The following is a 25,868-nucleotide window of genomic DNA, read 5'->3' as shown; positions in this document are numbered from 1 at the left end:
CCTGTGCCCCCGCCTACCGCAGCCCCGCCACGACCTCGTCGAGGTACGCCCCACGAGACGCCTTGACCAGCAGCACGTCCCCGGCGGTGAGACACCCGCGCAGCCAGTCCACGGCCTCCGCGTTGCCCGCGACCGCCGTCCCCTTCTCCCCCGCACCGGTGGCGACCGGCCGCGCTCCCGGCCCGACGGCCAGCACGAGGTCGGCGCGGGCGGCGGCGTACTCGCCGATGGCGCGGTGTTCGGCGTCGCTGTCCTCGCCGAGTTCGAGCATGTCGCCGAGGACGGCTACCCGGCGCGCGCCCGCGATGGCGGCGAGGGCGTCAAGGGAGGCGCGGGCGGAATCGGGGTTGGCGTTGTAGGTGTCGTCGAGCAGGGTGACACCGCCGGGGAGCTCGCCGAGTTCCATCCGCCACTTCGACAGCGAGGCGGTGGCCAGGGCGTTCGCGGCGGCGTCGAGGGGGACTCCGGCGGCGAGTCCCGCCGCGACGGCGGCGGAGGCGTTGTGGGCCTGGTGGGCGCCGATGAGCGGCAGGCTGACGACGGCCGAGCCGTCGACGGTGCGCAGGGTGAAGGTCGGCCGCCCGAGCCGGTCCAGCGTCACGTCGAGGACGCGCACGTCGGCGTCCTCGGCCCGGCCGAAGGTCAGCACCCGGCCGTCGGCGAACTCGCGCATCGCGAGCACCCGCGGATCGTCGGCGTTGAGGACGGCGGTGCCGCCGGGCCGCATGCCCCGCACCAGTTCACCCTTGGCCTCGGCGATCGCGTCCCGGGAGCCGAAGTAGGTGAGATGGGCCTGGCCGACGTTGAGAACGACGGCGACGTCGGGCGGGGACAGCTCGGCGAGCGCGGCGATGTCGCCGACCCGGCGCGCTCCCATCTCCAGGACGAGGTGCCGGGTGGCCGTTTCGGTACGGAGCATGGTGATGGGGACGCCGATCTCGTTGTTGAAGGAGTCGACGGCGGCGACGGTCGGCGCGGTGCTCGCCAGCACCGCGCCGATCAGGTCCTTGGTGCTGGTCTTGCCCTGGGATCCGGTGACGCCGACGACGGTCAGGTCGTGGCGCAGCCGGGCGAGGACGTGGGCGGCGAACGCCTGCAGGGCGGCCCGCGTGTCGTCGACGACGACGGTGGGCAGCGCGGTGGGCCGTGAGCCGAGTACGGCGGCCGCTCCGGCGCGGCCGGCCTGCCCGGCGAAGTCGTGGCCGTCGGCGTGTTCGCCGGCGAAGGCGACGAAGAGACCGCCGGGTTCGGATCGGCGGCCGTCGAGGACGGCGGGGGCGGTGACCGTCACGGTGGGGTCGCCGCTGACCGTTCCGCCGACGGCGGCGGCTATCTCGGCGAGGCTGAGCGGGATCATGCGGGTCAGTCAAGGCCGTGCGGTGTTGTGCGGGCGTATGCGTTTCCCGATACGCGGGCGATAGGCTACCCGCCGGTAACTTATCGTCGGCGTATCGAAAAGGGCATACGCACTCGCAACACCGCGCCCTCTTCACTGGTGCCATGAGCCTTGGCGAACCGACGAGCACCACGACCCTCCGCACCCGATCACCGGCGGCGCTGGGGATCACGGTCTACGGATGCGGTCGCGACGAGGCCGGCCTGTTCCGCGCCATGGCACCGCGTTTCGGCGTGCGGCCGCGCATCGTCGAGGCGCCGATATCCGAGGCGAACATCGAGCTCGCGTTCGGGAACCGGTGCGTCAGCGTCGATCACAAGACCCGCGTCTCGAACCGCGCCCTGCTGGCGCTCGGCCGTTCCGGCGTGGAGTACGTCTCCACCAGGAGCGTCGGCTGCAACCACATCGACGCGGCCTACGCGGCGAGCGTCGGGATCACCGTCGGGACCGTCGGCTACTCCCCCGACAGCGTCGCCGACTACACGCTGATGTTGATGCTCATGGCCGTGCGGCACGCGCGATCGATCGTCCGGGGCGCCGACGTCCACGATTACCGGCTCGGCGCCGTGCGCGGCAGGGAGTTGCGCGATCTGACCGTCGGGGTCGTCGGGGCGGGCCGGATCGGCGGCGCGGTCATCGACCGTCTCCGCGGCTTCGGCTGCCGGATCGTCGTCCACAACAACCGTCCGCTGGACGCGGTGGAACAGGTCTCCCTCGACGAGCTGCTCGGGCTCAGCGACATCGTCACCCTCCACACCCCGCTCACCGCCGACACGCACCATCTCCTGAACCGCCGGCGTATCGCGGGGATGAGGCGCGGCGCGTTCGTCGTCAACACCGGGCGCGGTCCGCTCATCGACACGGCCGCTCTCATCCCCGCGCTGGAGAGCGGCGCCCTCGGCGGCGCGGCCCTCGACGTCGTCGAAGGCGAGGAGGGGATCTTCTACGCCGATCGCAGGAACACCCCCATCGACAACGAACTGCTGCTGCGGCTGCACCGGCTGCCGAACGTGCTCATCAGCCCGCACACCGCCTATTACACCGATCACGCGCTCAGCGACACCGTCGAGAACAGTCTCATCAATTGCAGGAACTTCGCAGGAGGAAACGCCCCATGGCCAGGTTGAAGCTCGGCATCGTCTTCGGCGGCACCGCCGAGGAGCACCCCGTCTCCGTCAAGTCCGCGCGGCATGTCGCCGAGCACCTCGACACGGGGAAGTACGAGCCGTTCTGGATCGGCATCACCAAGGACGGGGCCTGGAAACTGTGCGACGGCCCGGAGAGCGGCTGGGAGACCGACAGCCGCCCGGCCGTACTGTCGCCGGACCGTGACGTGCGCGGCCTGCTCGTCCTGGATCATGGAAAATACGAGACGATCGGTCTGGACGCCGTGCTCCCCGTGACGCACGGCAAACTCGGCGAGGACGGTGGGATGCAGGGTCTGCTGGAACTGTCCGGCATCCCCTATGTCGGCTGCGACGTCCAGAGTTCGGCGATGTGCATGGACAAGTCCCTCGCCTATCTGGCCGTCCGCGACGCCGGCATCGCGACCCCGCGGTTCTGGATCGTCGCCGACGGCGAGAATCCCGATCCGAAGAGCCTCACCTTTCCCGTCGTGGTCAAACCGGCCCGTTCGGGTTCCTCCTTCGGCGTCACCATGGTGTCCCGTGGGGAGCAACTGCCCGAGGCGATGGCCGAGGCGCGCGTCTACGACTCCAAGGTGCTCATCGAGGAGATGGTGATCGGCAGCGAGGTCGGCTGCTCCGTCCTCGGCGCGGGCGCGGACCTGTTCGCCAGCGAACCCGACCGCATCGCCCTGTCGCACGGCATCTTCCGGATCCACCAGGAGACCGACCCGGAGAACGGCTCCGCGAACTCCACGCCGATCGCGCCGGCCGACATCTCCGCCGAGGCGCGCTCGCTCGTCCAGGAGACCGCGAAGGCCGTCTACCGCGCCCTCGGCTGCCGTGGACTGTCGAGAGTGGACATGTTCCTCAAGCCCGACGGTTCGGTGGTCCTCAACGAGGTCAACACACTGCCCGGGCTGACTCCCTACAGCCGCTACCCGCGGATGATGGCCGTCAGCGGCCTGTCGATGACCGACGTGATCGACCGGATGGTGACCCTGGCGGTGGCGGCGCGGTGAAGGACGGTTTCGTCTACGTCGACGAGCGCGTGCCCGGGATCCGCTGGGACGCCAAGTACGCCACCTGGGACAACTTCACCGGCAAACCCGTCGACGGCTACGAGGTGAACCGGATCGTCGGCACCGAAGCGGTCTGCGAGGCCCTGGCCGAGGCGCGGGAGAAGGCCGCGCCCCTCGGCTTCGGCCTCCTCCTGTGGGACGTGTACCGCCCGCAGCGTGCCGTGGACCGCTTCCTGCGCTGGGCACTGGAGCCCGAGGACGGCCGGAAGAAGCGGCGGCACTACCCCGGCATCGAGCGCTCCCAGATGGTCGAGAAGGGTTACGTCGCACCGAGATCCGGCCACACCCGGGGCAGCACCGTCGATCTGACGCTCTACCACCTGGACACGGGCGAGCTGGCCGCCATGGGCGGCGACCACGACCTGATGGACCCGATCTCGCACCACGGGGCCGAGGGGATCACGCCGGTCGCGGCGAGGAACCGCCGCCACCTGCGCACCGTCATGGAGGACTGCGGTTTCCGCCACTACGCGAGCGAATGGTGGCACTACACCCTCATCGGCGAACCGCATCCGGACACCTATTTCGACTTCCCCATCACCGGCCGGGCGGCCCGGTGACCGGGGATCGGCTGAACGTCCGCCGCGCACACATCGGCGATACCGCCGTACTCAACGAGCTGTTCGTCCAGCTGGGCTATCCACAGGACGCGCCCGGGGCCACGGCGAGCCGGATCCAGTCGTGGAGCGAGGATCCGGCCGGCGCGGCCCTGGTGGCCGAGGCCGACGGGAAGGTGCTCGGCGTCGTCGCCGTCCACGTCTGCCCGTACCTCGAACGCCCCGGTTCCTGGGGCCGGATCGTGGCCCTGGTCGTCTCCGACCGGGCGCGCCGTCAAGGCGTCGCCGGTCGGCTCGTGGCCGCGGCGGAGGCCTTCGCCGAGAGTCGCGGGTGCGTGCGCATGGAGGTCACCAGCGCGAACCGGCGCGACGACGCGCACGGTTTCTACCGGAGCCGGGGATACGCCGACCAGTCGGAGCGGTCGTCGCGGTTCCTGCGCGAACTCGGCGGGCCGGGCGGGTCATGAGGCCCGGTCGGGGCGGAACGCCGACAGCGTCACGGTCACCGAGAGCCCGCCGGCCGGTCGGGGCGTGAGGGTGAGGGTTCCACCGTGGGCGGTGGTGATGCTCTTGACGATCGCCAGGCCGAGGCCCACACCCGCGTGGTCGCTGCGGGTCCGTTCGGAACCGCGCTGGAAGGGCTCGGTGAGCGTCGCGACCAGGTGCGGGGTGACCTTCTCACCGGTGTTCTCGACGGTGAGCGTGACGAGACCACGCCCGACGGCGGTGTTGACGTACACCGCACCGCCGTCGGCGCGGTTGTGCACGATCGCGTTGTGCACGAGGTTCGTGGTCAGTTGCAGCAGCAGGGCGGGAGAACCGAGGGTGGGGGCGACCTCCCCGGAGGTCTCGATGACGACGTCGCGTCCCTCCGCGAGCGGCAGGAGCGTCTCGGTCGCCTCCTCGGCGAGCAGGGACATGTCGACGTGCTCCGGTGTGAACGACCGCTGGTCGGCGCGGCTGAGCAGGAGCAGCGCCTCGGTGAGACCGATGGCCCGGGTGTTGACGAAGTGGAGCCGCTCGACGAGCTCGCCGGCGTCGGGGTTCGGGTGGTTGCGGGCGACGTCGAGGAGCGTCTGCGTGATCGCCAGCGGCGTGCGCAGCTCGTGGGAGGCGTTGGCGGCGAAGCGCTGCTGCTCGGCGACCTTCGCCTCCAGCCGGGCGAGCATCGTGTCGAAGGCGTCGGCGAGTTCCCGGAACTCGTCCTCGCGGCCCTCCAGGTGGATCCGGTGCGCGAGCGAGCCGTCCGCGGCGAGGCGGGTGGCGTGGGTGATGCGCCGCAGGGGCGCGAGCATGCCGCCGGCCAGGATCCAGCCTCCGGCGAGACCGAACACCAGCAGGAAGGCCATCGCCATCGCGGCCTTGGGGATGAAGGCGGCCTGGAGGTCGGTGCGGTCGGGCCCCATCATCGGGCCGTCCGCCACGTCGGGCACATAGCGCAGGAGGAACGCCCACACGGTCGCCAGCAGCAGACCACCGGCGAGCATGATGAAGCCCGCGTAGCTGACGGTGAGTTTCAGGCGGACGCTCGGGCCCGGTCCCCTATCCACGGTCGCCTCCTTCGGTGTCGATGCGATACCCGACGCCGGGCACCGTGCCGATCAGCCACGGTTCGCCGAGCCGTTTGCGCAGGGCGGAGACGGTGATGCGGACGGCGTTGGTGAAGGGGTCGGCGTTCTCGTCCCAGGCCCGTTCCAGCAGCTCCTCGGCGCTGATGACGCCGCCTTCGGCGGCGACGAGGACTTCGAGGACGGCGAACTGTTTGCGGGTAAGGGCGACGTAGCGGCCGTCGCGGTAGACCTCGCGGCGGAAGGGGTCGAGCCGCAGGCCCGCGATCTCCCGCACGGGCGGGCGGCTGTGGGCGCGCCTGCGATCGAGGGCCCTGAGCCGGAGCACGAGCTCCTGGAGGTCGAAGGGCTTGGTGAGGTAGTCGTCGGCGCCGAGCCCGAAGCCGGAGGCCTTGTCGTCGATCCGGTCGGCGGCGGTGAGCATCAGGATCGGGATGCCACTGCCGGAGGCGACGATGCTCTCGGCGACCTCGTCGCCGGAGGGCCCGGGGATGTCGCGGTCGAGGACGGCGATGTCGTAGGAGTTGACGCTCAGCAGTTCCAGCGCGGTGTCGCCGTCTCCGGCGATGTCGGCGGCGATCGCCTCCAGCCGCAGTCCGTCACGGATGGCCTCGGCCATGTAGGGCTCGTCCTCGACTACCAGCACACGCATGATCCCGATGGTACGAGCGGGGGCATATCGTCGGCGTACCGAAAAGCACATACGCCCCGGCAACACCGGGCCGCGTTCCCTGGGGACATGACTCGACCAGCTGTCCTGCAGGTGATGCCCGACCGGCTCCGCCGGCCTCTCGAAGCGGGGCTGCGCGATGTCGTCGACGTCGTCGCCAAGTCCCTCGGCTATCGGCTCCTCCGCATCCAGGACCGGGGCGGGCTCGGTGTGGCCGACGGCGCCGTCCCCTACCGCACCACGGTCTTCGACGACGAGGTTCCGGGTGTGGCCAACCTCGATCCGCCGTTGCTCGCGGCCCTGCGCCTGGCCGCGGCCGACGCCGCCGGTGAGGGCGTGGAGTTCTTCGTCAACAGCGGCTGGCGCTCCCCCGCCTACCAGAGCCGGCTGCTTCGCGAGGCGGTCGGCAGGTACGGGTCGGCGGAGGAGGCCGCCCGCTGGGTGTCGACGCCCGAGAAGTCCGCCCACGTGCGCGGCCACGCCGTCGACATCGGGCCGCCCACAGCGGCCGCGTGGCTCGCCGAGAACGGCGCCGGGTACGGGCTGTGCCAGATCTACCGCAACGAGCGCTGGCACTACGAGCTGCGTCCCGAGGCCGTCGAGCACGGCCCGCCGCCCATGTACGCCGACCCCTCGGAGGATCCGCGGATGCGGGACTGAGTGTGTGGGCGCTTGCTGGACCGCCGGGAGGCCGATCGGACGCCACGGCGGAGGCCGCGGACCTGACGATCGCGATTCCGGCAGCCGGTTCCTTCATCTCGGAGGCATATCGGTACACGACCCGGCGTACGCGGGCCTTGTCACCGTGACGATCCGGGCCCGGCCGCGGCCGGGCCCGGACACCTCAGTGGCCGACGCGGTAGACCAGGTGCGTGACGAGGTCGGTGCCGCCGACGGAGACCGGGGTGAGTTTCGGGTCGCCCACACCGACCAGGAGGCGTTCGCCCTCACCGATCACCACCGGGGCGAGGTGGACGCGCAACTCGTCGATCAGTCCGGCGGCGAGGTACTGGTTGACGGTGTGCGCGCCTCCGGCGACGGAGATGTCGCGGTCACCGGCGGCTTCGCGGGCCCGGTCGAGCGCGGCGTGAACACCGTCGGTGACGAAGTGGAACACGGTCCCGCCCTCCATGGTGATGGACGGGCGCTCACGGTGGGCCAGGACGAACACCGGCGCGTGATAGGGCGGCTCGGCGCCCCACCAGCCGGTCCAGTCCAGGTCCCAGTCACCCCGGTCGGGACCGAACATGTTGCGGCCCATGATGAACGCGCCCGCGTCGGTGATCTTCTCGATCTCCGCGGCGTTCTCCTCGGCCTGTTCGAACATCCACGCGTGCAGCTTGTCGCCGATCCCCTCGCCGAGCGGATTCTCCCCGCTCTGGTTCGGGCCGGCGACGAAGCCGTCGAGGGACATGCCGATGTCGGTGGTCACCTTGCTCATGGAATCGCTCCTCGGTATCCGAGCGCGCCGCTCGCCGGCCGCTCACCAGGTGGTCGCGGCCCTCGACGGGCATTCGACATTTCGGCGCGAGAAAGTTCCGGAGAATCTCAGGAGGCCTCGCCGGCGTCCGTCGTGAGGTCTTCGAGGACCTTCACCGCGTCGACCTCCTTGGCCCGGTCACCGAGGCCGCGCGCGATCCGCAGCGCCTCCCTGGCGAGTTCCCCGGCGGCTTCGGTGTCGCCCTGGTCGCGGCGGCATTTGGCGAGCTGGACGAGCGCCTCGGCCTCTCCGCGGGTGAGGCTGCGGGCGCGGAAACCGGCGAGCGCACGTTCCAGGGTCTCGACCGCCTCGGCGACCCGGCCGGCGCCGCGCAGCGCGGCGCCGAGGTTGGTCAGGGTCGAGGCCACGCTCCCGAACCCGAGGTCGGTCTGCACGGCCGCGGTGGCGGTGAGCACGTCGATGGCCTGGTCGAGGCGGCCCATCTGGTGCAGGGTCTCGCCCATGGCGCCGCTGAGCGACAGTTCCCACGCGCGGTCCCCGATGGCGACGTACAGGGCGCGGGCCCGCTCGTAGTTCTGGAGCGCCTGCCGGTAGCGGCCTTCGGCCCGGTCGAGGTGGCCGAGCGACATCGTCGCGCCGGCCTCGCCTTCGATGTCGCCGCCCCGGCGGTGCAGGTCGAGGGCCATGGTGACCTGTTCGCGGGAGGCGCGGAGGCGGCTGAGGTTGTGGTTGATCATGCCGAGGATGACGCGGGCGTGGCCTTCGGCGGCGAGGTCGCCGAGGGCGCGGGCGGCGTCGACGGCGATCTCCATGGCCGCGATCCAGTCGTCGGTGTGGTCGCGGTTGGTGTAGTGAACGCGCAGCAGGAACGGGAGCTGGACGGCGTGCTCGGGGCGCCCGGCGGCCGCCGCGTGGCGGATCAGGGCGTAGAGGTTGGCGTACTCGACGTCGAACCAGGCGACGCCGTCGGCGACGGAGGCCGTCTCGGGCACCGGGACCGGTGTCGACGGGATCGGCCGGACGAGTCGCACCGGGTAGACGACCATGCGTCCGGCGATCTCGTAGGCGGCCCGCGAGTACCAGTCGAGCAACCGCTCGACGGCCGCCGAGCGGTCCCCGGCGGTGTCCTCGACCGCCGACAGCGCGGTCATGTGGGCGCGCACGAGGTCGTGCGGCCGGTACCGTCCGGGCGCGATCACGCCGAGGAGGTGCTCGGCGGCCAGGGAACGCAGAATCCCGTCGGCGGTGGCGACGTCGAGTCCGCACAGGGCGGCGGTCGAGGCGGCCGTGGCGTCCTGGACCGGTTGTGCGCCGACCAGCCGCAGCACTCTCCGCTCGCGGTGCCCGAGCGCCTCGTAGGACAGCGCGAGCACCCGCTCGACCGAGCGGTCGCCGACGGCCAGCTCCCCGAGGCCGCGCCCGCCGAGGCGTTCGACGAGGTCGGCCATCCGCCAGGTCCGGCGGGTGCGCAGGCGGTGGGCGGCGACCGCGACGGCCAGCGGCAGACGCCCGCAGTGGCCGACGAGTTCCCCGGCGGCGTCGGCCTCGTCGCCGACGCGTTGCTCACCGAGGATGCGGCCGAGCAGGGACAGCGCCTCCCGTTCGGTGAACATGCCGACGGGCACGGCGACGGCCCCGTCGACGGCGGCCTCGCGGCGGGACGTGATCAGCACGAGGCATCCGGCGGCGCCGGGCAGGAGCGGGCGCACGGCCGCGGCGTCGGCGGCGTTGTCGAGGACCAGCACGACGCGCTTGCCGGTGAGGCGCTCGCGGAACAGCCGGGAGCGGGCGTCGAGGCCGCGCGGGATCTCGGTGCGGTGGACGCCGAGGAGGTCGAGGAAGCCTTCGAGGACAGCGCCCGGGTCGGCGGGCGGAAGCTCGGGGTCGTGCCCGCGCAGGTCGGTGAACAGCTGCCCGTCGGGGTACTCGGCGGCCAGCGACCAGGCGGCCCGCACGGCCAGGCGGGTCTTGCCGACGCCGCCCATGCCGGTGAGGAACACGATCACCGGCCCGTCGCCACCTTCGCCTGCCGCGCGGGCGATCCGCGCGAGTTCGGCCTCGCGGCCGGTGAAGTCGGCGATGTCGGGTGGGAGTTGCCGGAAGGAGGAGACCGGGCCGGTCGCGGCGTGCCGGGGCAGGTCGAGTGACGGGTCGCCGTCCCGGACGCGTTCGTGCAGTGTGGACAGTTCGGCGCCGGGTTCGACGCCCAGTTCGGTGTCGAGTCTCGCCCGGTGCGCCGTGTAGGCGGCGAGGGCCTCGTCGCGGCGGCCGTCGCGGTGAAGGGCCAGCATGAGCAGGCGGGTCAGGGTCTCGCGCTCGGGTGAGCGGGCCGCCAGGCGGCGGAGTTCGCCGAGCAGTTCACGGTGGCCGCCGAGGGCGAGTCCGGCCTCCATGCGGCGTTCCAGGACGGTCCGGTGGCGTTCGGTGAGGGCGACGGCGGCCGCCGAGAGGGCCGACTCGGCCGCGACGCCGCCGAACGGTTCGCCGCGGAACAGGGCCAGGGCGCGCTGGTACTGGTCGGCGGCGGTGGCGTGGTCGCCTTCGCGGAAGGCGCGGTCGCCGCGTTCGGCGAGTCCCGCGAAGACCTCGCGGTCGCACTCTCCATCGTGGACGGTGAGCCGGTAGCCGTTCTCGTCGCGGACGAGCCGGGCGACGGGCTCCGGTGGGCAGGCGAGGGCCTTGCGGAGGCGCGTGAGGTAGGTGCGCAGGTTCGACTCGGCGGCCGGGACGGGGTGGTCCCAGACCAGCGGGACGAGCCGTTCGGCGGTGATGGACTCGTTGGGGCGCAGGAGAAGCGCGGCGAGCACGGCCCGTTGCCGGGGGCCGCCGAGTGCGAGTTCGCGTTCGTCGCACAGGACGGTCAGGGGACCGAGGACGCGGAACTCCATCAGCGGGCGTCCCCGCCGACCGCGGCCGAGTCCCGGCCGAGTTCCTCTTTCGCCGCGAGTGCCTCCGCCGCACCGGCGGTGTCTCCGCGCTCGTGCCGCAGGGCCGCCGCCTCGTCGAGGAGTCCGGCGGCGATGTCGGCGCGTCCCGTCCGGGCGTGTTCGCGGGCGAGTTCGACGAGGCTGCGGGCGAGCCCGTCGTGGTCGCCGAGGGCCAGTGCGGCCCGGCGGGCGAGCGCGAGGAGTGAGGCGGTGTCGGCGGGCCGGTGGTCGCGGAGCCATGGGAGCAGGGCGTGCGGGAGCGCGAGGGCGAAGGTGTGGTGACCGTTCGGCCCGGCGGCGCGGGTGAGGGCCCGGAGGTTGGCGTACTCGGCCGCGAACCAGGCGGGATCGCCGGTGGCGAGCGCGTGTCGCAGGTACCAGGTGTGGAGGCGGCCGACGGCGGAGCGGGCGGTCGCGGGCGGGTCCTCGCGGGCGCAGAGGGCGTCGGCGTGGGCGCGCAGGAGGCGATGCATGCGGTAGCGGCCGGGGCGGGTCTGGGTGAGGAGGTGGTCGTCGAGCAGGGCCTCCAGGTCGCCGTCGGCTTCGGCGGGTGTGCGGCCGCAGATCGCGGCGGCGGTCTCGGCGGTGACGTCCTCGCAGGCGGGCGGGCCGAGGAGCCGGTAGAGCCTGCGCGGGCCCGGGTCGAGGGCGCGGTAGGACAGGTCGAAGACCGCCGACAGTTCGTCGTCGAGGGCGCCGTGTTCGAGCCCTCCGGCGAGGCCGGCGAGGCTGCGCTCGGGACGGGCTCGCAGTCGTCGCGCGGCCAGCGCGAGCGCGAGGGGCAGGCCGCCGCAGTGGCGCGTGATCCGGCGGGCGGCGGCGTCCTCGGCGCGCAGTCGTTCGCCGCCGACGGCCGTGGCCAGCAGGGCGTTCGCCTCGGCGTCGGTGAAGGGTTCGACGGTGAGGTCGGCGGCGCCGTCGAGGAGGAGGTTGCGGCGGCCGGTGACCAGCACGATCGTGCCGGATCCGGCGGGTACGAGCGGTGCGACCTGCGCGGCGCCGGAGGCGTCGTCGAGCAGCAGGAGGAGACGTTTCCCGGCGGTGTGCTCGCGGTAGAGGGCCGCCCGGGAGGCGGGTTCGCCGGGCACGCGCGCGGCCGGGACGCCGAGGACGGCCAGGAGGGCGCCGAGCACGGTGTGCGGGTCGGCGGGGGCGGCGTCGGCGGTGAAGCCGTTGAGGTCGGCGTGGAGGTGCCCGTCGGCACCGGCGCCGTCGGCGGCGAGCAGGTGTCCGATGTGGACGGCCAGCGCGGTCTTCCCCGCGCCCGCCGTGCCGCTGAACACAAGGATTAAGGGCGCGTTGCCGGGTGCGGCCCCGGTGAGTTCCCGCGCCCGGGCGATCAGCCGGGTGCGGCCGGTGAACTCGGGCAGGTCGGCGGGCAGGCGGCCGTGGGCCTCCACCGAGGCCCGTCCCGGTGTGAGCGACAGGGTCCGGTCCTGGTTGAGGATCCGTTTGTGCAGGGCCGACAGGCCCGGTGCGGGATGTGCCCGGGCTCGGAAGGCGGTGTAGGCGTCGAGGGCCTCGATCTGGCGTCCGGCGCGGAACAGGGCGAGCATCAGCAGTTCGGTGGCCCGCTCGTCGGCGGGATCGCCGGTGAGCAGGGCCCGCAGCCGTCCGGTGATCTCGTGGTGCTCCCCCGCCGCCAGACGCGCGTCGAGCTCGCCGAACACGGCCGCGCGCCGCCGTTCCCGCAGCCGCAGCGCGGCCGAGCGCAGCGCCGCCTCCAGTTCGACGCCGAGCAGCGGTTCGTCGCGGGCGTGTGCGAGGGCCTCGGCGTACAGCCTCGCCCGTTCGGCGGAGTCGGTCGCGCGCTCGGCCCGGTCGGCCAGTTCGGTGAACACCGCGGCGTCGAGTTCGCCGGGCCCGACGGTGAGCCGGTAGCCGTGCTCGTCGGTGGACAGCCGCTCGCCGAGAACCTTGCGGAGACGGGCGATGTAGGTGCGGACGTTCGACTCGGCCGACCCCGGCGGGTTGTCCCAGACCCGGTGAACGAGCTGCTCGGTGGGCACGACCACGCCGGGCGTGAGCAGCAGGGCGCCGAGCACGGCCCGTTGTCGCGGGCCGCCCACGGGCAGCGGGCGGTCGCCGACGCGGACCTCGATGGAACCGAACAGGTGGAAGCGCATCCCCTCACCCCCTGGCGTTTGTCCCTCGGACGGTACCCGGGTCGCGCGAGGGCCCCCTCGCGCATGTGCGCGGTTGTGTGCGCGGGTCCGGATAGTTTTCGCTCGCGGCGGCTCCGGTGGGACCGACGGGGGTCCACCGGCCCGCCGCGGCGTTTCGGCCCGCGCGCCCGGCGGCCCTGCGATGATCGGGCGTGGAGGTGTCGCACCATGCCCGTACCCGCCCGCATCAGCCTGGCGACGCTGGGAGTCGCCGACCTCGAACGGTCGACGGAGTTCTACCGCGCGCTCGGCTGGCCGCTGTCCAGCGCCTCGGTGCCCGGGGAGGTGTCGTTTTTCAACACCGCCGGCGGGATCCTCGCCGTGTGGGGCGTGTACGCGCTGGCCGGTGACGCCGCCGTCGACAACCCGGGCGGGCCGCCCGCCTACCGCGGTGTCGCGCTGGCGATCAACGTCGCCTCCGACGAGGAGGTCGACGCCTCCTTCGCCGCCGTGGAGGCCGCCGGCGGACGGATCACCAAGCCGCCGGAGCACTCCGCGTGGGGCGGCTATTCCGGCTACTTCGCCGATCCCGACGGACATCTGTGGGAGATCGCGTACAACCCCGGGTGGCCGCTGGACGCCGCCGGGCTGCCCGAACTGCCCTGACCGGGCCCGTCCACCGTGGACGGACCCGGTTCCCGGTTCAGGTCACCGCGCAGGCGGAACCGTTGAGGGTGAAGGCGCCCGGTTCGGGATTGCTCCCCTGCCAGCTCGCCAGGAAGCCCGCCTCACGGGTCGTTCCCGGTGCTATCACGGCGTTCCAGGATGCGCCGGTGGCCGTCACCGCGGCACCTGACTGGGCGGCGGTCGCACCCCACATCTGGCTCACCACCTGGCCCGCGCCGAAGGACCAGCCGAGGGTCCAGCCGTTGACCGCCGTCGTACCGGTGTTCTTGACAACCACACGGCCCTGGAATCCGCCCTGCCACTGTCCGGTGATCTCGTAGGCGACCGAGCAGTTCCCGACCGGGTCGGGATCGGGGTCCGGATCGGTCGTGCCGCCGCCGTCGCCGTCGCCGTAGATGATCCCGCGTCCGTTGGTACTGACGTAGACGCGGCCGTAGACGCGCGGGTCACCGGTGATGGCCGCGCCCGTCCAGCCCCACTGGTGCTGATCGTCGTTCAGGCGCGTCCAGGTCGCCCCGGCGTCGTCGGAGCGGAAGATGCCGCGTACGCCGCCGATCTCGGCACTGCTGTACAGCGCCGGGTAGGTCTTGCCGGGCGCGGCCTTGCCGAAACCGATGTTGTCGGCCTCGCCCACAGTGGACACTCGCGTGAAGCTCGCACCCGCGTTGGTCGAATGCCACAGCCCGTAGGCCGCACCGGTGCCACCCGCCAGCCACACGTCGCCCGAGATCCCCGGCACGGCCCCGAAGCGAACGTCGCCGGTCGCGGGCAGACCGGTCGCGGCGGCGGTGAAGCTCGTGCCGCCGTTGACACTGACATAGAAGGTGCCGCCGGAGAAGGCGTAGAAGCGGTTCGGGTCGACCCGGTCGGCCTCCACGCGGGCACCGTTCGGAACGCCCGACGCCGCCGTCCACGAGCCGCCGTTGTTCGACGACACCTGCACGCCGGTGCCCTCCGGGCTCCACACGACGCGCGCGGCGTTCGCCGCGATCGCGACCGTGCCGCCGCCGGTCACCCCGGCCGGATCCGTTCCGGCGTACCAGTTCGAGCCGCCGTCGGAGGAGATGCCGATGTTGACGCCGTCGGCGTTGCCGACCCGCACCATCGTCGACGGCGCCAGCTCGGCGTAGTCGAGACTCGTCGTCGAGCCGATCGTCGGACTGAGGTGCATCTTCGCCGGGACGGTGGTGAGGCTGTCGTGCCGGAAGCCGCCGATGTCGCCGAGCGCCGAGATCAGGGGCGCCCCGGCGGGCGGGCTGATCAGGTCGTTGACCGCCGTCTCCTCAAGCCCTTGCGCCCGCACGGAGATGTCGACCGTGCCGCCGGTGTCCCAGGCGGTGAGGTTGTCGGTCCCGTAGATCGTGGCTCCGGTGCCGTACATGAGCTTGCCGGAGTCGAAGGGGTCGATCTCGACCGACTCGGTCATCCACCCCAGCTTCGGCTGGTCCTCCGGGGCGGTCCCCGCACCGCCCCAGTTCAGCCAGGGCGCGCCGGTGATGTTCAGGCTGTAGCGCTTCGTGCGGTTCGGATAGCCGTTCCAGTCCCAGATCCGGCTCCAGGTCGCGCCGGAATCGGTGCTCCGGAAGAAGATGACGTCCGGCCACCACGAGACCTGCGTGGCCACGACGAGTGTGCCCGGCTTCTTCCGGTCCACGGTGAGGCCGCTGTAGCCGAAGTAGTCGTCGGCGCTGCTGGACGGGATCGGACTGACCTGCGTCCACACGCCCGTCGCGGTGTTGAAGCGCCACACGTCGCCTTTGGCGCCGTCGTAGGGGCCACCGGTGTCGCTGGTCGCCAGGTACAGGTTGTGGTTCACCTCGTCGAGGACGCCCTTGTGGGCGAGGTAGCCGGTCGGCTGCCCGGGGACGCGCTCCCAACCGGCGCCCCCGTTCGTCGTCCGGTAGACGGTGTTCTGCTTGTCGGCGACACCGACGTAGATCGTCTGGGTGGTGCCGGTGCCGGTCGCCGAGGTGGGGTCGAAGGTCACCCACGTGACGCCCTGGTTGTCGGAAAGGTATCCGTTGGGATCACCGGGGTCCTGCGCGTAGTTCCCCGGGTTCGGGAAGGCGGTGACCTTCGCCCAGGTCGCGCCCTTGTCGGTGCTGCGCCACAGGCCCTGGCCGCTCGGAGCCCCGAAGTAGAGGATGTTGTTGTTGTGCGGGTCGACCGAGAGGCGTTCGCCCATGCCGCGGCCCGGCATGTTCCCGCCGACCTTGAAGGGCAGCGGCGTGACCTGCCAGGTCGCGCCCCGGTCGGCCGAGCGGAGAATAGCGCCGTTGTTGGGATCCCAGCTGTTGGTGTAGGTCCCGACGGCGGCGTAGACGCGGTTCGGGTCGACGGCGTCGGTGGCCAGCGAGGCCACGCCGGTCCAGCCCCACCGGTCCCAGCTCACCCAGTCGAGCAGCGGAATCCAGCGTTTCGTGGTCTTGTCGAGGCGGTAGGCGCCGCCGATGTCCGTGCGGGCGTAGACGAGGCCCTGTTCGGCACGGTTGTAGACGATCCCGGGGACGAAGCCGCCGCCGACGATCTCGGCGTTGCGCCAGGTGTAGGCGGCCTGGGCGGCGGGGTCCCCGGTCGAGACGGGATCGGCGACGGCTGCGGGCGGGCTCAGCGCGGCGGCCGAGACCAGCACGGCCGCGACCGCCGCGCAGGCGGTTAAGAGTCGGTGTCTCATGCCGTCCAGCGTCCCGCCGGGCCCGAGTCGAGTCAATAGTTTGGCGTGCGAACGAACGATTTCAGTGCAGCTGGGCAAGCCTCGACTCAGCCCAGGCGAACGACCGCGCAGTCACCACCGGGCAGCACGAGCTCCCCGGCGATCGCTCTCCCCGACAGCAGATCCCGCCCGCGCACGCCGCCGATCCGGCGCTCGTCGACGGCATGGTTGAGAACGAAGAGCCAGACCCGCCCCCCACCAGCCCGGCGCACGACCTCGACGTCGGCGGGGAGCCCGGGAAGCACCGGCGAGGCACCCGCGGCCGTCACCGCGACGGTGAACTCGGCGGCGTAACCCTCGTCGTCGAGGCACGTCGACAGGTATCGCGCCACGCCGCGCCCGGCCGACTTGCGCGTCACCGCCGGCTCGCCCGACGGGTAGCACGCGGTCGCCTCGGCCCCGGCGAGGCGAACCTCCTCCGTCCACAGTGTCCCCACGCGGCCGTCGTCGAGGACGACACGCTCGCCCAGGGGCAGCGGCCGCAGCTCGGTGACCCGGATGCCGAGCAGGTCCCGGAAGGCGCCCGGGTGGCCGCCGGTGCGGACCCGGGTGTGCTCGTCGGCCACACCGGAGAAGCAGGAGATCAGCACGTGTCCGCCACCCTCCACGTACGCGGCCAGATTGTCGGCGTCGGCGTCGGTGACCAGGTAGAGACTCGGTACCAGGACGAGCTTGTAGCGCGACAGGTCCGCGCCGGGCGCGGCGAAGTCGACGGTGTGACCGGCCCGTCCGGCGACCCGGTGGGCCTGCGCCAGGGCCGCCTCGTAGGACAGGTCCGCCGAGGGCATGCCCGGCTGGGACAAGGCCCAGTCGGCCTCGACGTCGGCGAGGATCGCGACCTCGGCGTGCACCCGGGAGCCGTCGGTCTCGGCCAGTGCGGGCAGTTCGGCGCCGAACCCGGCGACCTCCTCGAAGACGCGCGTGTCGGGCCCGGCGTGCGGGAGCATCGCCGCGTGCCAGCGTTCCGAACCGCCGCGCGGTGCCCGCCACTGGAAGAACATCGCGCCCGCCGAGCCGCGGGCGATGTGGGAGAGGCTGTGCCGTCGCATCCGGCCGGGTTCCTTGGCGAGGGCACGGCCGTCGGCGTAGACCAGGTCGGCGGCCTGCTCGATGAGCAGCCACTTCCCGCCGCCCGCCCAGGATCGGGCGAGGTCGGCCGCCATCGCGGTCTGTTCCTCGGCGGTGCGCCCGGCCGCGCCCGGATAGTGGTCGATCGCGACGATGTCCACATCGGACGACCAGCGCGCGTGGTCGACCGGCACCCAGTCACCGAGGACGAAGTTCGTGGTCACCGGGACGGCGGGGGCATGGCGGCGCAGGATCGCCCGCTGCTCCCGGTAGGCCGCGCGCATCTCCTCCGAGGTGAAGCGGCGGAAGTCGAGCGACTGCGCGGGATTGGCGAGGTACTGGGTGGCGCGAGGCGCGTTGATCTCCTCCCACGAGGAATACCGCTGTCCCCAGTGGGCCGTCGTCCAGGCCTCGTTGAGCGCGGCGAGATCGCCGTGGCGGTCGATGAGCCAGCGACGGAACGCCGCCTCGGTGTGCGCGCAGTGGCACCACGTCCCGTACTCGTTGTGGACGTGCCACAGGCGCAGGGCGGGATGCCCGCCGTAGCGCTCGGCCAGCGCGCCGGCGATGCGCGCGCAGGCCTCGCGGTAGGCCGGAGCCGAGACGCAGTAGGTGTCGCGGCTGCCGTGGGTCAATCGTGTGCCGTCGGCGCGGACCGGCAGCGCGTCGGGATGGGCGAGGGAGAACCAGGGCGGCGGCGAGGCGGTGGGCGTGGCGAGCGCGGCGCCGATGCCGTTGCCCGCCAGGAGGTCGAGGATCTCGTCGAGCCAGGCGAAGTCGTACACGCCCGCACGGGGTTCGAGGCGCGACCAGGCGAAGACGCCGAGACTCACCAGGTTGACCCCGGCCCGGCGCATGAGCGCCATGTCCTCGCGCCAGACCGATGGGGGCCACTGCTCGGGGTTGTAGTCGCCGCCGTAGGCGAGGGTGGGGAGGGAGGCGAACCGATCGGTCGTTCCGTCGCCTTCGGGCGCACCGAAACCCGCTTCTCCGTGCTGCCGTTCCACCATGCCCGGTCCGTCCTTCGCGGCGATCATCCCGGGGTACGGGATGCGTTGACTTTCGTTGGGATTGCAAACAAACTAAGGGTACGGCGTCCCGGGCCCCGCGCCCCGCCGGCCCGACAACCGATTCAGCTAAGGACCCGCCGATGATCTACCGCCCACCCCTGGTGCCCCACGAGACCTTCGTCGCCGATCCACCGGAGCTTCCCGTCCGTGCCCCCGGTGAGCAGGGGCTTTCGGCGATAGCCCGCGCCGAGGTGCTGGCCGCCGGGGCCGGCGAACTGTCCCTCAAGGCGGAGAGCTCGGCCGGGGAGACGCTCTTCGCGCGCGTCGCGGCGGCGGGCGAGGGCATCGTCCGGGTCCGCCTCTCCGCCGAGCCCGAGGCGTCCAGCCGGAGCGCGGCGGCCATCTCTCTGGTGCACCCGGGGTCTTTCACCGACACGGCGGTCACGGTCGCCGAGGGACGCGTCCGCGTCAACGCCGGGGCCCTCGTCGCCGAGGTGACCCTCGATCCCTTCCGGATCGTGTTCACCGACGCCGCCGGCCGCGTCCTGCTGGCCCAGAACCGCGGTGAGGCCGACATCAGCGGGCGGCAACGCAACCTCCCCTTCGGACGGTCGCTTGTGGACGGTGTGCCGGTCGCCTACCACGAGTCCTTCGACGCGCGGGCCGACGAGCGCTTCGTCGGCCTCGGCGAGCGCTTCTCGACGCTCGACAAACGCGGCCAGCGGGCGCTGATGTGGAACTTCGACGCCTTCGGCGGCGAGTCGGACCGGGCCTACAAGAACGTGCCGCTGTACCTGTCGAGCCGCGGGTACGGCGTGCTGGTGGACTCGGGGATGCCGGTGGAGTTCGACCTGGCGCAGTCGACGCACTCGGTGGTGCAGATCCTCGTGCCCGACGACCTGGTCGACTACTACGTGCTGGCGGGCCCGACGCCCGGGCAGGTCCTCGACCGGTACAACGCGCTCACCTCGCGCCCTTCGCTGCCGCCGAAGTGGGCCTTCGGGACGTGGGTGTCCTCGGGCTTCTATGTGGACACTCAGGAGCAGGTACTGGCGCGGGCGCGGCGGCTGCGGGCCGACCGGATCCCGGCCGACGTGCTGCACCTCGACTGCTACTGGCAGGTGGCCGGGAACTGGTCGGACTTCCGCTGGGACGAGGAGAACTTCCCCGACCCGCGCGGGATGCTGGCCGAGCTGGCCGAGCTCGGTTTCAAGGTCTGTCTGTGGATCAATCCCTATGTCAGCGCCCGGTCCCCGGTGTTCGCCGAGGGCGCCGAGGCCGGGTACTTCCTGCGCCGCGCCGACGGCGAGACCTATGTCGCCGACGTCTGGCACGGCAACTACAACGCCGGCGGGATCATCGACTTCACCAATCCGGCGGCGTGCGACTGGTATCGCGGGATGGTGCGGCCGCTGCTGGAGCAGGGCGTCGCGGCCTTCAAGACCGACTTCGCCGAGGGCGTCCCGGCCGACGCGGTCGCGTCCAACGGCATGACCGGCGCCGAGCTGCACAACGTGTACACGTTGCTGTACAACGACATCACGGTCGAGGTGACCCGCGAGGTGAACGGCCACGAGCTGGTCTGGGCGCGCTCGTCCTACCTGGGTGGGCAGCGCCATTCGGCGCAGTGGAGCGGCGACGTGAACACGACCTTCGCCTCGCTGGGCAGCACGATCCGCGGCGGGCTTTCGCACGGGTTGTCGGGGGTCCCGTTCTGGAGCCACGACGCCGGCGGGTTCACCGGCAGGCCCGCCGACGACCTGTACCTGCGGTGGGCGCAGTTCGGCGCGCTGTCGCCGCTGGTCCGCTTCCACGGCACCACCAGCCGCCTGCCCTGGGACTTCCCGGCGGTGGCCGACGCGGTCGCCGACGCGATCCGCCTGCGCTACGAGCTGATGCCGTACCTGTACAGCGCCGCGGTGGAGTCGGCGCGGACCGGTGAGCCGATGATGCGGGCCCTGCTCGTCGACTCCCCCGCCGATCCGGCCGCCTGGGGCGAGGATCTGGCCTACCGTCTCGGCCGCGACCTGCTGGTCGCGCCGATGACCGACCCCGACGGCACCCGGCAGGTCTACCTGCCCGACGGCGACTGGGTCGACTACTGGACCGGTCGTGTCCATCATGGACGGCGCCACGTCTCGGTGTCGGTTCCGCTGGAACGGATCCCACTTTTCGTCCGGCACGGCGCGGTGATCCCCACCGTCGAGGCCGGTGACCACGTCGGCGACGGTCCCTTCGGTCCGCTGACGGTGGTGACCTGGGGTGGTGCGAGCGGCCGTTTCGGGCTGCGCGACGTCGGCGGGGACACCGAGATCACGGTGACCTCGGCGGGCGCGCACCTGGACCTGCGGACCAGCGGCCCCGCCGAGGTCCGGCGGCTGGTGTTCGCCCGGGTCGACGGCGGGCAGCGGCCGGCTTCGGTGTCCCTCAACGGATCCGAGGCGGTGCTGGAGGTGACCGAGGGGCTCCTGGTCGCCTCCCTGCCGCAACGGTGACGCGCGAAGGCGCCCGGTCTGCGTGGAGATCGGGCGCCTTGGCGGGGGATGGGAGCGATCCCATATGATCACCGGGCTGCTCGCGCCGCCTCCGGCGCATCAGGGAGGCCGGGCGGCACGGGCCGCCCCACCCCGCCCCCACAGAAAGGCCGCCCATGCTGAAGAAAGCACTGTGCGCCGCCACCGTCGCCCTCGTCGGTGCCGTCGCCTCGTTCACCGTCGCGAGTCCCGCGTCGGCCAGCGACTCCTACCACAGCATGAACACCCTCAACGGCAGCGGATCGATGTCCTTCACCGAGCACGGTGACCGTGTCTGGCTGTTCGACGGCGATCCCGACGGCCGGTCGGTGTGGATCGACGTCTTCATCGGCGCGAACGACTTCGTCTACGGCTTCGCCGCATCCGGCTACGGCATGGAGAACGTCCGCGGCGCCTCGGACGGCGGACCGTTCAACCTGCCGGAGAACACCACGATCTGCTTCGAGATCTTCCTGACCGACAACGGGGTCTACTGGGGTTCCAAGAACACCGCCTGCTGGTACAACGACTACTAGGCCGTACCCACGGCCGCACGGCAACGAGAATCCGCGCGTCAGGGCCGAAGCCCTGACGCGCGGATCCCGTTACCGGGAAAGCCGTCCCCGTTCCCTCAGACCGCGACCAGCTCCCGCCGGTCCGCCGCCGTCGCGTCCGCTGCGGACGGTGCCGCGCTCTCGGCCGTGCCGTGTCCCCTGGCGTGCCGGGGAAGCAGGAAGGCCAGCGCGAAGGCGAGCGCGAGGAGCCCGATCGTGAGCAGCCCGGTCGTGTTGGCCGCGTCGAGGAACACCTGGCGGTGTGACACGGCGTCGGCGGCCGGCGTCGCCGCGGCGAGCCCGAAGAAGATCGTGCCGAGGGCGGCGATCCCGAGCGACATGCCGATCTGCTGCACCGACTGGAGGATGCCCGAAGCCGAGCCGACCTCGCGGTCGTCGACGCCGGCGGTGATGATGTCGAACAGCGGCCCGAAGACCTGGCCCATGCCGACGCCGCCGATCAGGGTCGGGATCACGAAGTGCCAGCTGCCGATGGAGGTCCCGGCCAGTTCGAAGGTCACGAGAAGGGCGACCAGGCCGGTGGCCATCACCGCGAGACCGACGTGCAGGAGGCGGCGGCCGTGGCGGGCCATCAGCTGTCCGCTGACGATGGTGCCCAGCGCCCACGGCAGCGTCGAGAGGCTGGCCCGCAGCGGCGAGAAACCGAGGCCGATCTGCATGAGCAGGCTCAGGATCAGCATCGTGCCGCCCATCGCGGCGGTGAAGGCGACCGCGACGATCGCGCCGAAGACGTAGGGGCGCTTGCGGAACACGCTCGGCTCGACGAGGGTCGCGCGGCCGGCCCGGCTGCGGCGGACCTGGTGCAGGCCGAAGGCGGCGAGGATCGGGACGGCCAGCGCGAGCGAGAGCTTCGTCCACAGCGGCCAGCCGAGTTCGCGGCCCTGGACGAGCGGGAAGACCAGCAGGAAGATGCCGACGGCGGCGAACACGATGCCGCCGAGGTCGAGGCGTCCATCGCGGAGGGTCGCGGCGGCCTTCGGCAGGAAGCGGGCGCCGGCGGCGAGGGCGAAGAGGCCGACGGGCAGGTTCAGCAGGAAGATCGCGCGCCAGCCGGTGCCGAGGATGTCGGCGTCGATGATGACGCCCGACAGGATCGGGCCGAGCAGCGCCGACAGGCCCATGACCGGCCCGAAGACGCCCCACACCTTGGCCATCTGCTCGCCCGGGAACATCTCGCGCAGGAGACCGAAGGTCTGCGGGAGCATGGTCGCGCCGAAGGCGCCCTGGAGAACGCGCGCCCCGATCAGCGACTCGGGGCTCCAGGCCAGCGCGCAGAGCAGCGAGGCGGCGGTGAAGCCGGCGATGCCGATGAGCAGGACGCGGCGGCGGCCGAACATGTCACCGAGCCGTCCGCCGACGAGCAGACCCACGGCCATCGCCATGGTATACCCGGCGGTCATCCACTGGAGGCTCGCCTCGGAACCGCCGAGTTCACCGCGGATCGAGGGGGCGGCGAGCTGCACGACGGTCGAGTCGAGCAGGTCCATCACGCAGGCCGCGATGACGGCCGCGAGGCCGAGGTAGGCGTATCGGTTCTTCGTCTCTGTCTTCGTCATGACCTCAATCTATGAGGCCTTGCGGACAGCTACGGTCCGCAATGAAAGGGCTCTTCGAAGCTTTGCGGGACAGGATTTTCGGTGGCCCGTCCGCCGGTCGCTTGGTACGGTTCGCGGATCTCGGAACGTGATCTTGACGAAGGGAACCGGGCGGCGATGCGAACGATGGAGGCCTCACGCGCGAAGGCCGCGGCGACGGCGATCGCCACGACGCTCGGACTGGCGGTCGACGACGCGATCGTCCTCCACGACTCGAACAAACTCACCCTGCGGCTGCTGCCCTGCGATGTGCTGGCCCGCGTGGCGCCCGTGGCCGAACAGATCGCGCCCTTCGAGATCGACCTCGCCCGGCGGCTCACCGAGGCCGGATGTCCCATGGCGGCGCTCGACCCCCGGGTGGAACCGGCGGCTTACGTGCGCGACGGCTTCGTCGTGACGTTCTGGACCCACTACGAAACCGCCGCCCACCAGGAGGTCCCGCCGGCCGCTTACGCCGACGCTCTCGCCCGGCTGCACACCGGCATGCGGACCGTCGACGTCACGGCCCCCCACTTCACCGATCGCGTCGAAGAGGCCCAGCGGCTCGTGGCCGATCCCGGCCGCACCCCGGAACTTGCCGACGCCGACCGGGAACTACTCGCGAGCACCCTGCGGGACCTGCGGCGGACGATCGGCGCGCGCGGCGGCGAGCAGCTGCTGCACGGGGAACCGCACCCGGGCAACCTGCTCGCCACGGATGAGGGGACGCTGTTCATCGACTTGGAGACGTGCTGCCGCGGGCCGGTCGAGTTCGACCTCGCGCACGCGCCCGACGAGGTCGGTGAGCACTATCCGGGCGTGAATCACGACCTGCTGCGCGAGTGCCGGATCCTGGTGCTGGCGATGATCACGACCTGGCGCTGGGATCGTGACGACCGGTTCCCGGACGGGCGCCGGATGGGCGTGGAATGGCTCGGCCGGATCCGGGCGGCACTCGACACCGAGAGCCGGGTCCGGTAACCGCCTTTCGGGGCGGTGCCGGCGATCTAGGCGAGAAGCCTCGCCGCGACGGGATCGTGCCCGACCCGTGCGAGCAGTGCCATCACCGCACCGGAAACGCCGAGTTCGGGGTGTGAGAGGCCGTCGCACTGCCCGGGGACGCCCCCGGGACGCGCGTCGGGCGCCTCGATCCCGGCGGCGACCAGATCCCTCCACAAGAGACGGTGCAGGGCGTCGAAGCGCGCGAGGGCGGATCCCGTCTCCCCTCCCGGCTCCGGGTGCGCGGCGTGCACCAGGGAGTGCGCGATGGCGCACGCCTCGACGGCGGACGCCGGGCCGAGCCCGACGCGCCTGCCCGCGACGGACGGCAGCCGACGGGCCACGATCGCGGTGAGCCGGGAGCCGGTCGCGTCGAGATGCAGCGCGAGGCCGCGCGGGTCGTGCCAGCGGTAGCGCCGTCGGGACACGATCGCGGCCGCGGTACGGGCGTGTTCGGCGGCTCCGGCGATCACGTCGGCGAGGGGTGCTCCGTGCCGTGGGCGGACCGGGGTGTCGGCGCCTCCGTAGAGGGCCGCGTCGAGGGTGTCCTCCGCCGAGGTGAACGCACGGAAGGCCCTGATGAGGCCGCTGTTGTGAGTGACGTGCCGCCAGTCGTGGACGATCGCGCGGGTGAGGCCCTCGGCGAGGTCCACGACCGTGTCCAGCGCTTCCGACAGCTCGACGGCGCCGTCGCGGTTCAGGCCGAGCCGGGCGCGTTCGCGTTCGGCACGGTCGCGTGCCGCGCGGGCGTGGTGGACGGCGGAGGCCAGTTCGATGACCGCGGTGTTCTCGGCTGCGCGCACGCCTTCCACGGTAGGAAGCCGTGGCAACACGACGAGGGCCGCTCCCGGTGGGAGCGGCCCTCGTGGTCGTCGTCGCTAACGCAGGCCGGACTTGGCCAGGAACTCCAGCTGCGCCTCGGCCTGGTAGGGCCCGCCGCCTTCGTGCCCGTTGAAGTGCCACACCTTGATGTCCTTCGGCCCGGCGTAGTGGTTGTAGGCCGCGAACACCGTCGACGGCGGGCAGATCTGGTCGCACAGCGCGGTCGAGAACAGCGCGGGCGCCGTGGCGCGGGCGGCGAAGTTCATGCCGTCGAAGTACGAAAGGGTCTCGTAGGCCGTCTCCACCAGATCGCGGCGGCTGCGCAGGAAGTTCCCGATCTGGTTGTAGGGCTCCTGATCCACCAGCGTCGTCGCGCGGCGGAAGTGGCACAGGAATGGCACGTCGGGCAGGGCCGCGGCGACGTCGGGCACCAGACCCGCCGCCGCGAGCGTGATCCCGCCGCCCTGGCTCCCGCCGGCCAGCACGATCCGCGACGCGTCGACGCGCGGGTGCGAGCGGGCCGCCTCGATCGCCCGGGCGGCGTCGGTGAACACGCGCCGGTAGTAGTACGTGTCGGGGCTTTCGATCCCGCGGGTCATGTACCCGTCGTTGGCCGAGGCGCCGACCGGGTCGGGGTCACCCGTCGCCCCTCCGCCGCCGTAGCCGCGGCCACCCTGGCCGCGGGTGTCCATGACGAAGTTGGCGTAGCCCGCCGCGCTCCAGAACAGGTGCTCGTGCGGCTTGCCACGCCCGCCGCCGTAGCCGATGTAGGAAACGACGCAGGGCAGCGGCTCATCGGGGAGTCCCCTGGGCACGATGAACCAGCCGCGGACGGGATCGCCGGCGTATCCGGCGAAGGTCACGTCGAAGACGTCGACGGTCGCGAGGAGGGAGTCGAAGGGCAGGAAGGTCGCGGCGAGCTCGTGGGTCCTGGCCTCGGCGAGGGTGTCGAGCCAGAAGCGATCGAAATCGCCGGGTTCTTCGCGGTCGGGGCGGTAATCACGCAGTTTCTCTGGCGAGAGGTCAAACCACATGGT

At 72.1% G+C, this 25,868-nt stretch carries 20 protein-coding genes; 9 read left to right on the top strand and 11 right to left on the bottom strand.

Annotated elements, in window-relative coordinates; translation table 11 throughout:
* Positions 1 to 13 precede the first annotated feature (13 nt).
* A complete protein-coding gene (locus tag HNR73_RS00975) occupies positions 14 to 1,357 on the bottom strand; it encodes a UDP-N-acetylmuramoyl-tripeptide--D-alanyl-D-alanine ligase (RefSeq protein WP_184785268.1) in 1,344 nt (447 codons plus the stop codon).
* 143 nt (positions 1,358 to 1,500) lie between these two features.
* On the opposite strand from HNR73_RS00975, the gene HNR73_RS00970 reads away from it, so the two are divergent.
* The 4 genes from HNR73_RS00970 to HNR73_RS00955 are packed head-to-tail and all read left to right on the top strand — an operon-like array spanning position 1,501 to position 4,626.
* Positions 1,501 to 2,523 (top strand): D-isomer specific 2-hydroxyacid dehydrogenase family protein, encoded by a 1,023-nt coding sequence (locus tag HNR73_RS00970; RefSeq protein ID WP_184785267.1) that lies wholly within the window; start codon positions 1,501 to 1,503, stop codon positions 2,521 to 2,523.
* Entirely contained in the window at positions 2,511 to 3,542 is a 1,032-nt protein-coding gene (gene vanA, locus HNR73_RS00965; protein ID WP_184785266.1) for a D-alanine--(R)-lactate ligase, read from the top strand. The genes HNR73_RS00970 and vanA overlap by 13 nt, the downstream gene beginning before the upstream one ends.
* Complete coding sequence (gene vanX / locus HNR73_RS00960) at positions 3,539 to 4,162, top strand: D-Ala-D-Ala dipeptidase VanX (RefSeq protein WP_184785265.1); 624 nt, start codon at positions 3,539 to 3,541, stop codon at positions 4,160 to 4,162. Before vanA ends, vanX begins: the two co-directional genes overlap by 4 nt.
* The gene (locus HNR73_RS00955; protein ID WP_203686598.1) at positions 4,159 to 4,626 is read left to right on the top strand and encodes a GNAT family N-acetyltransferase; all 468 of its coding nucleotides are present in this window, start codon (positions 4,159 to 4,161) and stop codon (positions 4,624 to 4,626) included. The genes vanX and HNR73_RS00955 overlap by 4 nt, the downstream gene beginning before the upstream one ends.
* On the opposite strand, the gene HNR73_RS00950 is transcribed toward HNR73_RS00955, so the two are convergent.
* Complete coding sequence (locus tag HNR73_RS00950) at positions 4,621 to 5,709, bottom strand: sensor histidine kinase (protein WP_184785263.1); 1,089 nt, start codon at positions 5,707 to 5,709, stop codon at positions 4,621 to 4,623. The two genes, HNR73_RS00955 and HNR73_RS00950, sit on opposite strands and share 6 nt — an antisense overlap.
* Positions 5,702 to 6,379: a response regulator transcription factor gene (locus HNR73_RS00945; protein ID WP_184785262.1), complete on the bottom strand. Its 678-nt coding sequence runs from the start codon at positions 6,377 to 6,379 to the stop codon at positions 5,702 to 5,704. The genes HNR73_RS00950 and HNR73_RS00945 overlap by 8 nt, the downstream gene beginning before the upstream one ends.
* 87 nt (positions 6,380 to 6,466) lie before the next feature.
* On the opposite strand from HNR73_RS00945, the gene HNR73_RS00940 reads away from it, so the two are divergent.
* A complete protein-coding gene (locus HNR73_RS00940; RefSeq protein ID WP_203686596.1) occupies positions 6,467 to 7,057 on the top strand; it encodes a M15 family metallopeptidase in 591 nt (196 codons plus the stop codon).
* Between the two features lie 184 nt (positions 7,058 to 7,241).
* Here the strand turns inward: HNR73_RS00940 and HNR73_RS00935 are convergent, their stop codons facing one another.
* From HNR73_RS00935 to HNR73_RS00925, 3 genes are all read right to left on the bottom strand, one after another.
* Positions 7,242 to 7,838, bottom strand: coding sequence for a dihydrofolate reductase family protein (locus tag HNR73_RS00935; RefSeq protein ID WP_184785261.1), 597 nt, complete (start codon positions 7,836 to 7,838; stop codon positions 7,242 to 7,244).
* Between the two features lie 107 nt (positions 7,839 to 7,945).
* Positions 7,946 to 10,726 carry an AfsR/SARP family transcriptional regulator gene (locus HNR73_RS00930; protein ID WP_184785260.1) on the bottom strand — a complete coding sequence of 927 codons (2,781 nt, stop codon included), beginning with the start codon at positions 10,724 to 10,726 and terminating at the stop codon, positions 7,946 to 7,948.
* Complete coding sequence (locus HNR73_RS00925; RefSeq protein WP_184785259.1) at positions 10,726 to 12,891, bottom strand: AfsR/SARP family transcriptional regulator; 2,166 nt, start codon at positions 12,889 to 12,891, stop codon at positions 10,726 to 10,728. The genes HNR73_RS00930 and HNR73_RS00925 overlap by 1 nt, the downstream gene beginning before the upstream one ends.
* Positions 12,892 to 13,098: 207 nt before the next feature.
* Here HNR73_RS00925 and HNR73_RS00920 point away from each other — a divergent pair, with 207 nt between their 5' ends.
* Positions 13,099 to 13,536, top strand: coding sequence for a VOC family protein (locus HNR73_RS00920; RefSeq protein WP_184785258.1), 438 nt, complete (start codon positions 13,099 to 13,101; stop codon positions 13,534 to 13,536).
* 37 nt (positions 13,537 to 13,573) lie between these two features.
* Here the strand turns inward: HNR73_RS00920 and HNR73_RS00915 are convergent, their stop codons facing one another.
* Complete coding sequence (locus HNR73_RS00915; RefSeq protein WP_184785257.1) at positions 13,574 to 16,231, bottom strand: cellulose-binding domain-containing protein; 2,658 nt, start codon at positions 16,229 to 16,231, stop codon at positions 13,574 to 13,576.
* An 86-nt stretch (positions 16,232 to 16,317) separates the two neighbouring features.
* Complete coding sequence (locus HNR73_RS00910) at positions 16,318 to 18,348, bottom strand: beta-galactosidase (RefSeq protein WP_184785256.1); 2,031 nt, start codon at positions 18,346 to 18,348, stop codon at positions 16,318 to 16,320.
* A gap of 140 nt (positions 18,349 to 18,488) precedes the next feature.
* Between HNR73_RS00910 and HNR73_RS00905 the strand changes: the two genes are divergently transcribed.
* Together HNR73_RS00905 and HNR73_RS00900 are read left to right on the top strand one after the other, a co-directional pair.
* Complete coding sequence (locus HNR73_RS00905; protein WP_184785255.1) at positions 18,489 to 20,843, top strand: TIM-barrel domain-containing protein; 2,355 nt, start codon at positions 18,489 to 18,491, stop codon at positions 20,841 to 20,843.
* A 155-nt stretch (positions 20,844 to 20,998) separates the two neighbouring features.
* Positions 20,999 to 21,397 (top strand): hypothetical protein, encoded by a 399-nt coding sequence (locus tag HNR73_RS00900; protein ID WP_184785254.1) that lies wholly within the window; start codon positions 20,999 to 21,001, stop codon positions 21,395 to 21,397.
* A gap of 95 nt (positions 21,398 to 21,492) precedes the next feature.
* Here the strand turns inward: HNR73_RS00900 and HNR73_RS00895 are convergent, their stop codons facing one another.
* Entirely contained in the window at positions 21,493 to 22,992 is a 1,500-nt protein-coding gene (locus HNR73_RS00895; RefSeq protein ID WP_184785253.1) for an MFS transporter, read from the bottom strand.
* A 156-nt stretch (positions 22,993 to 23,148) separates the two neighbouring features.
* Between HNR73_RS00895 and HNR73_RS00890 the strand changes: the two genes are divergently transcribed.
* Positions 23,149 to 23,991: a phosphotransferase gene (locus tag HNR73_RS00890; protein WP_184785252.1), complete on the top strand. Its 843-nt coding sequence runs from the start codon at positions 23,149 to 23,151 to the stop codon at positions 23,989 to 23,991.
* A gap of 26 nt (positions 23,992 to 24,017) precedes the next feature.
* Here the strand turns inward: HNR73_RS00890 and HNR73_RS00885 are convergent, their stop codons facing one another.
* Complete coding sequence (locus tag HNR73_RS00885; RefSeq protein ID WP_184785251.1) at positions 24,018 to 24,812, bottom strand: hypothetical protein; 795 nt, start codon at positions 24,810 to 24,812, stop codon at positions 24,018 to 24,020.
* A gap of 75 nt (positions 24,813 to 24,887) precedes the next feature.
* On the bottom strand, positions 24,888 to 25,865 hold the full coding sequence (locus tag HNR73_RS00880; protein ID WP_184785250.1) for an acetylxylan esterase: 978 nt from the start codon (positions 25,863 to 25,865) through the stop codon (positions 24,888 to 24,890).
* Between the last annotated feature and the right edge of the window lie 3 nt (positions 25,866 to 25,868).

Origin of the sequence: Phytomonospora endophytica, assembly GCF_014202425.1 — a bacterium.
Taxonomy (GTDB): Bacteria; Actinomycetota; Actinomycetes; order Mycobacteriales; family Micromonosporaceae; genus Phytomonospora; species Phytomonospora endophytica.
The sequence above is the reverse complement of the archived record's forward strand: the minus strand, read 5'-3'. Positions and strand labels throughout refer to the sequence as shown.

Excerpts from the sequence above, each read along its gene's own strand:
- HNR73_RS00925 (WP_184785259.1), bottom strand. The coding sequence starts at position 12,891 with ATGCGCTTCCACCTGTTCGGTTCCATCGAGGTCCGCGTCGGCGACCGC.
- HNR73_RS00940 (WP_203686596.1), top strand. The coding sequence starts at position 6,467 with ATGACTCGACCAGCTGTCCTGCAGGTGATGCCCGACCGGCTCCGCCGG.
- HNR73_RS00900 (WP_184785254.1), top strand. The coding sequence starts at position 20,999 with ATGCTGAAGAAAGCACTGTGCGCCGCCACCGTCGCCCTCGTCGGTGCC.
- HNR73_RS00895 (WP_184785253.1), bottom strand. The coding sequence starts at position 22,992 with ATGACGAAGACAGAGACGAAGAACCGATACGCCTACCTCGGCCTCGCG.
- vanA (WP_184785266.1), top strand. The coding sequence starts at position 2,511 with ATGGCCAGGTTGAAGCTCGGCATCGTCTTCGGCGGCACCGCCGAGGAG.
- HNR73_RS00935 (WP_184785261.1), bottom strand. The coding sequence starts at position 7,838 with ATGAGCAAGGTGACCACCGACATCGGCATGTCCCTCGACGGCTTCGTC.
- HNR73_RS00905 (WP_184785255.1), top strand. The coding sequence starts at position 18,489 with ATGATCTACCGCCCACCCCTGGTGCCCCACGAGACCTTCGTCGCCGAT.
- HNR73_RS00910 (WP_184785256.1), bottom strand. The coding sequence starts at position 18,348 with ATGGTGGAACGGCAGCACGGAGAAGCGGGTTTCGGTGCGCCCGAAGGC.
- HNR73_RS00970 (WP_184785267.1), top strand. The coding sequence starts at position 1,501 with ATGAGCCTTGGCGAACCGACGAGCACCACGACCCTCCGCACCCGATCA.
- HNR73_RS00920 (WP_184785258.1), top strand. The coding sequence starts at position 13,099 with ATGCCCGTACCCGCCCGCATCAGCCTGGCGACGCTGGGAGTCGCCGAC.
- HNR73_RS00880 (WP_184785250.1), bottom strand. The coding sequence starts at position 25,865 with ATGTGGTTTGACCTCTCGCCAGAGAAACTGCGTGATTACCGCCCCGAC.
- HNR73_RS00975 (WP_184785268.1), bottom strand. The coding sequence starts at position 1,357 with ATGATCCCGCTCAGCCTCGCCGAGATAGCCGCCGCCGTCGGCGGAACG.
- HNR73_RS00945 (WP_184785262.1), bottom strand. The coding sequence starts at position 6,379 with ATGCGTGTGCTGGTAGTCGAGGACGAGCCCTACATGGCCGAGGCCATC.
- HNR73_RS00930 (WP_184785260.1), bottom strand. The coding sequence starts at position 10,726 with ATGGAGTTCCGCGTCCTCGGTCCCCTGACCGTCCTGTGCGACGAACGC.
- HNR73_RS00890 (WP_184785252.1), top strand. The coding sequence starts at position 23,149 with ATGCGAACGATGGAGGCCTCACGCGCGAAGGCCGCGGCGACGGCGATC.
- HNR73_RS00915 (WP_184785257.1), bottom strand. The coding sequence starts at position 16,231 with ATGAGACACCGACTCTTAACCGCCTGCGCGGCGGTCGCGGCCGTGCTG.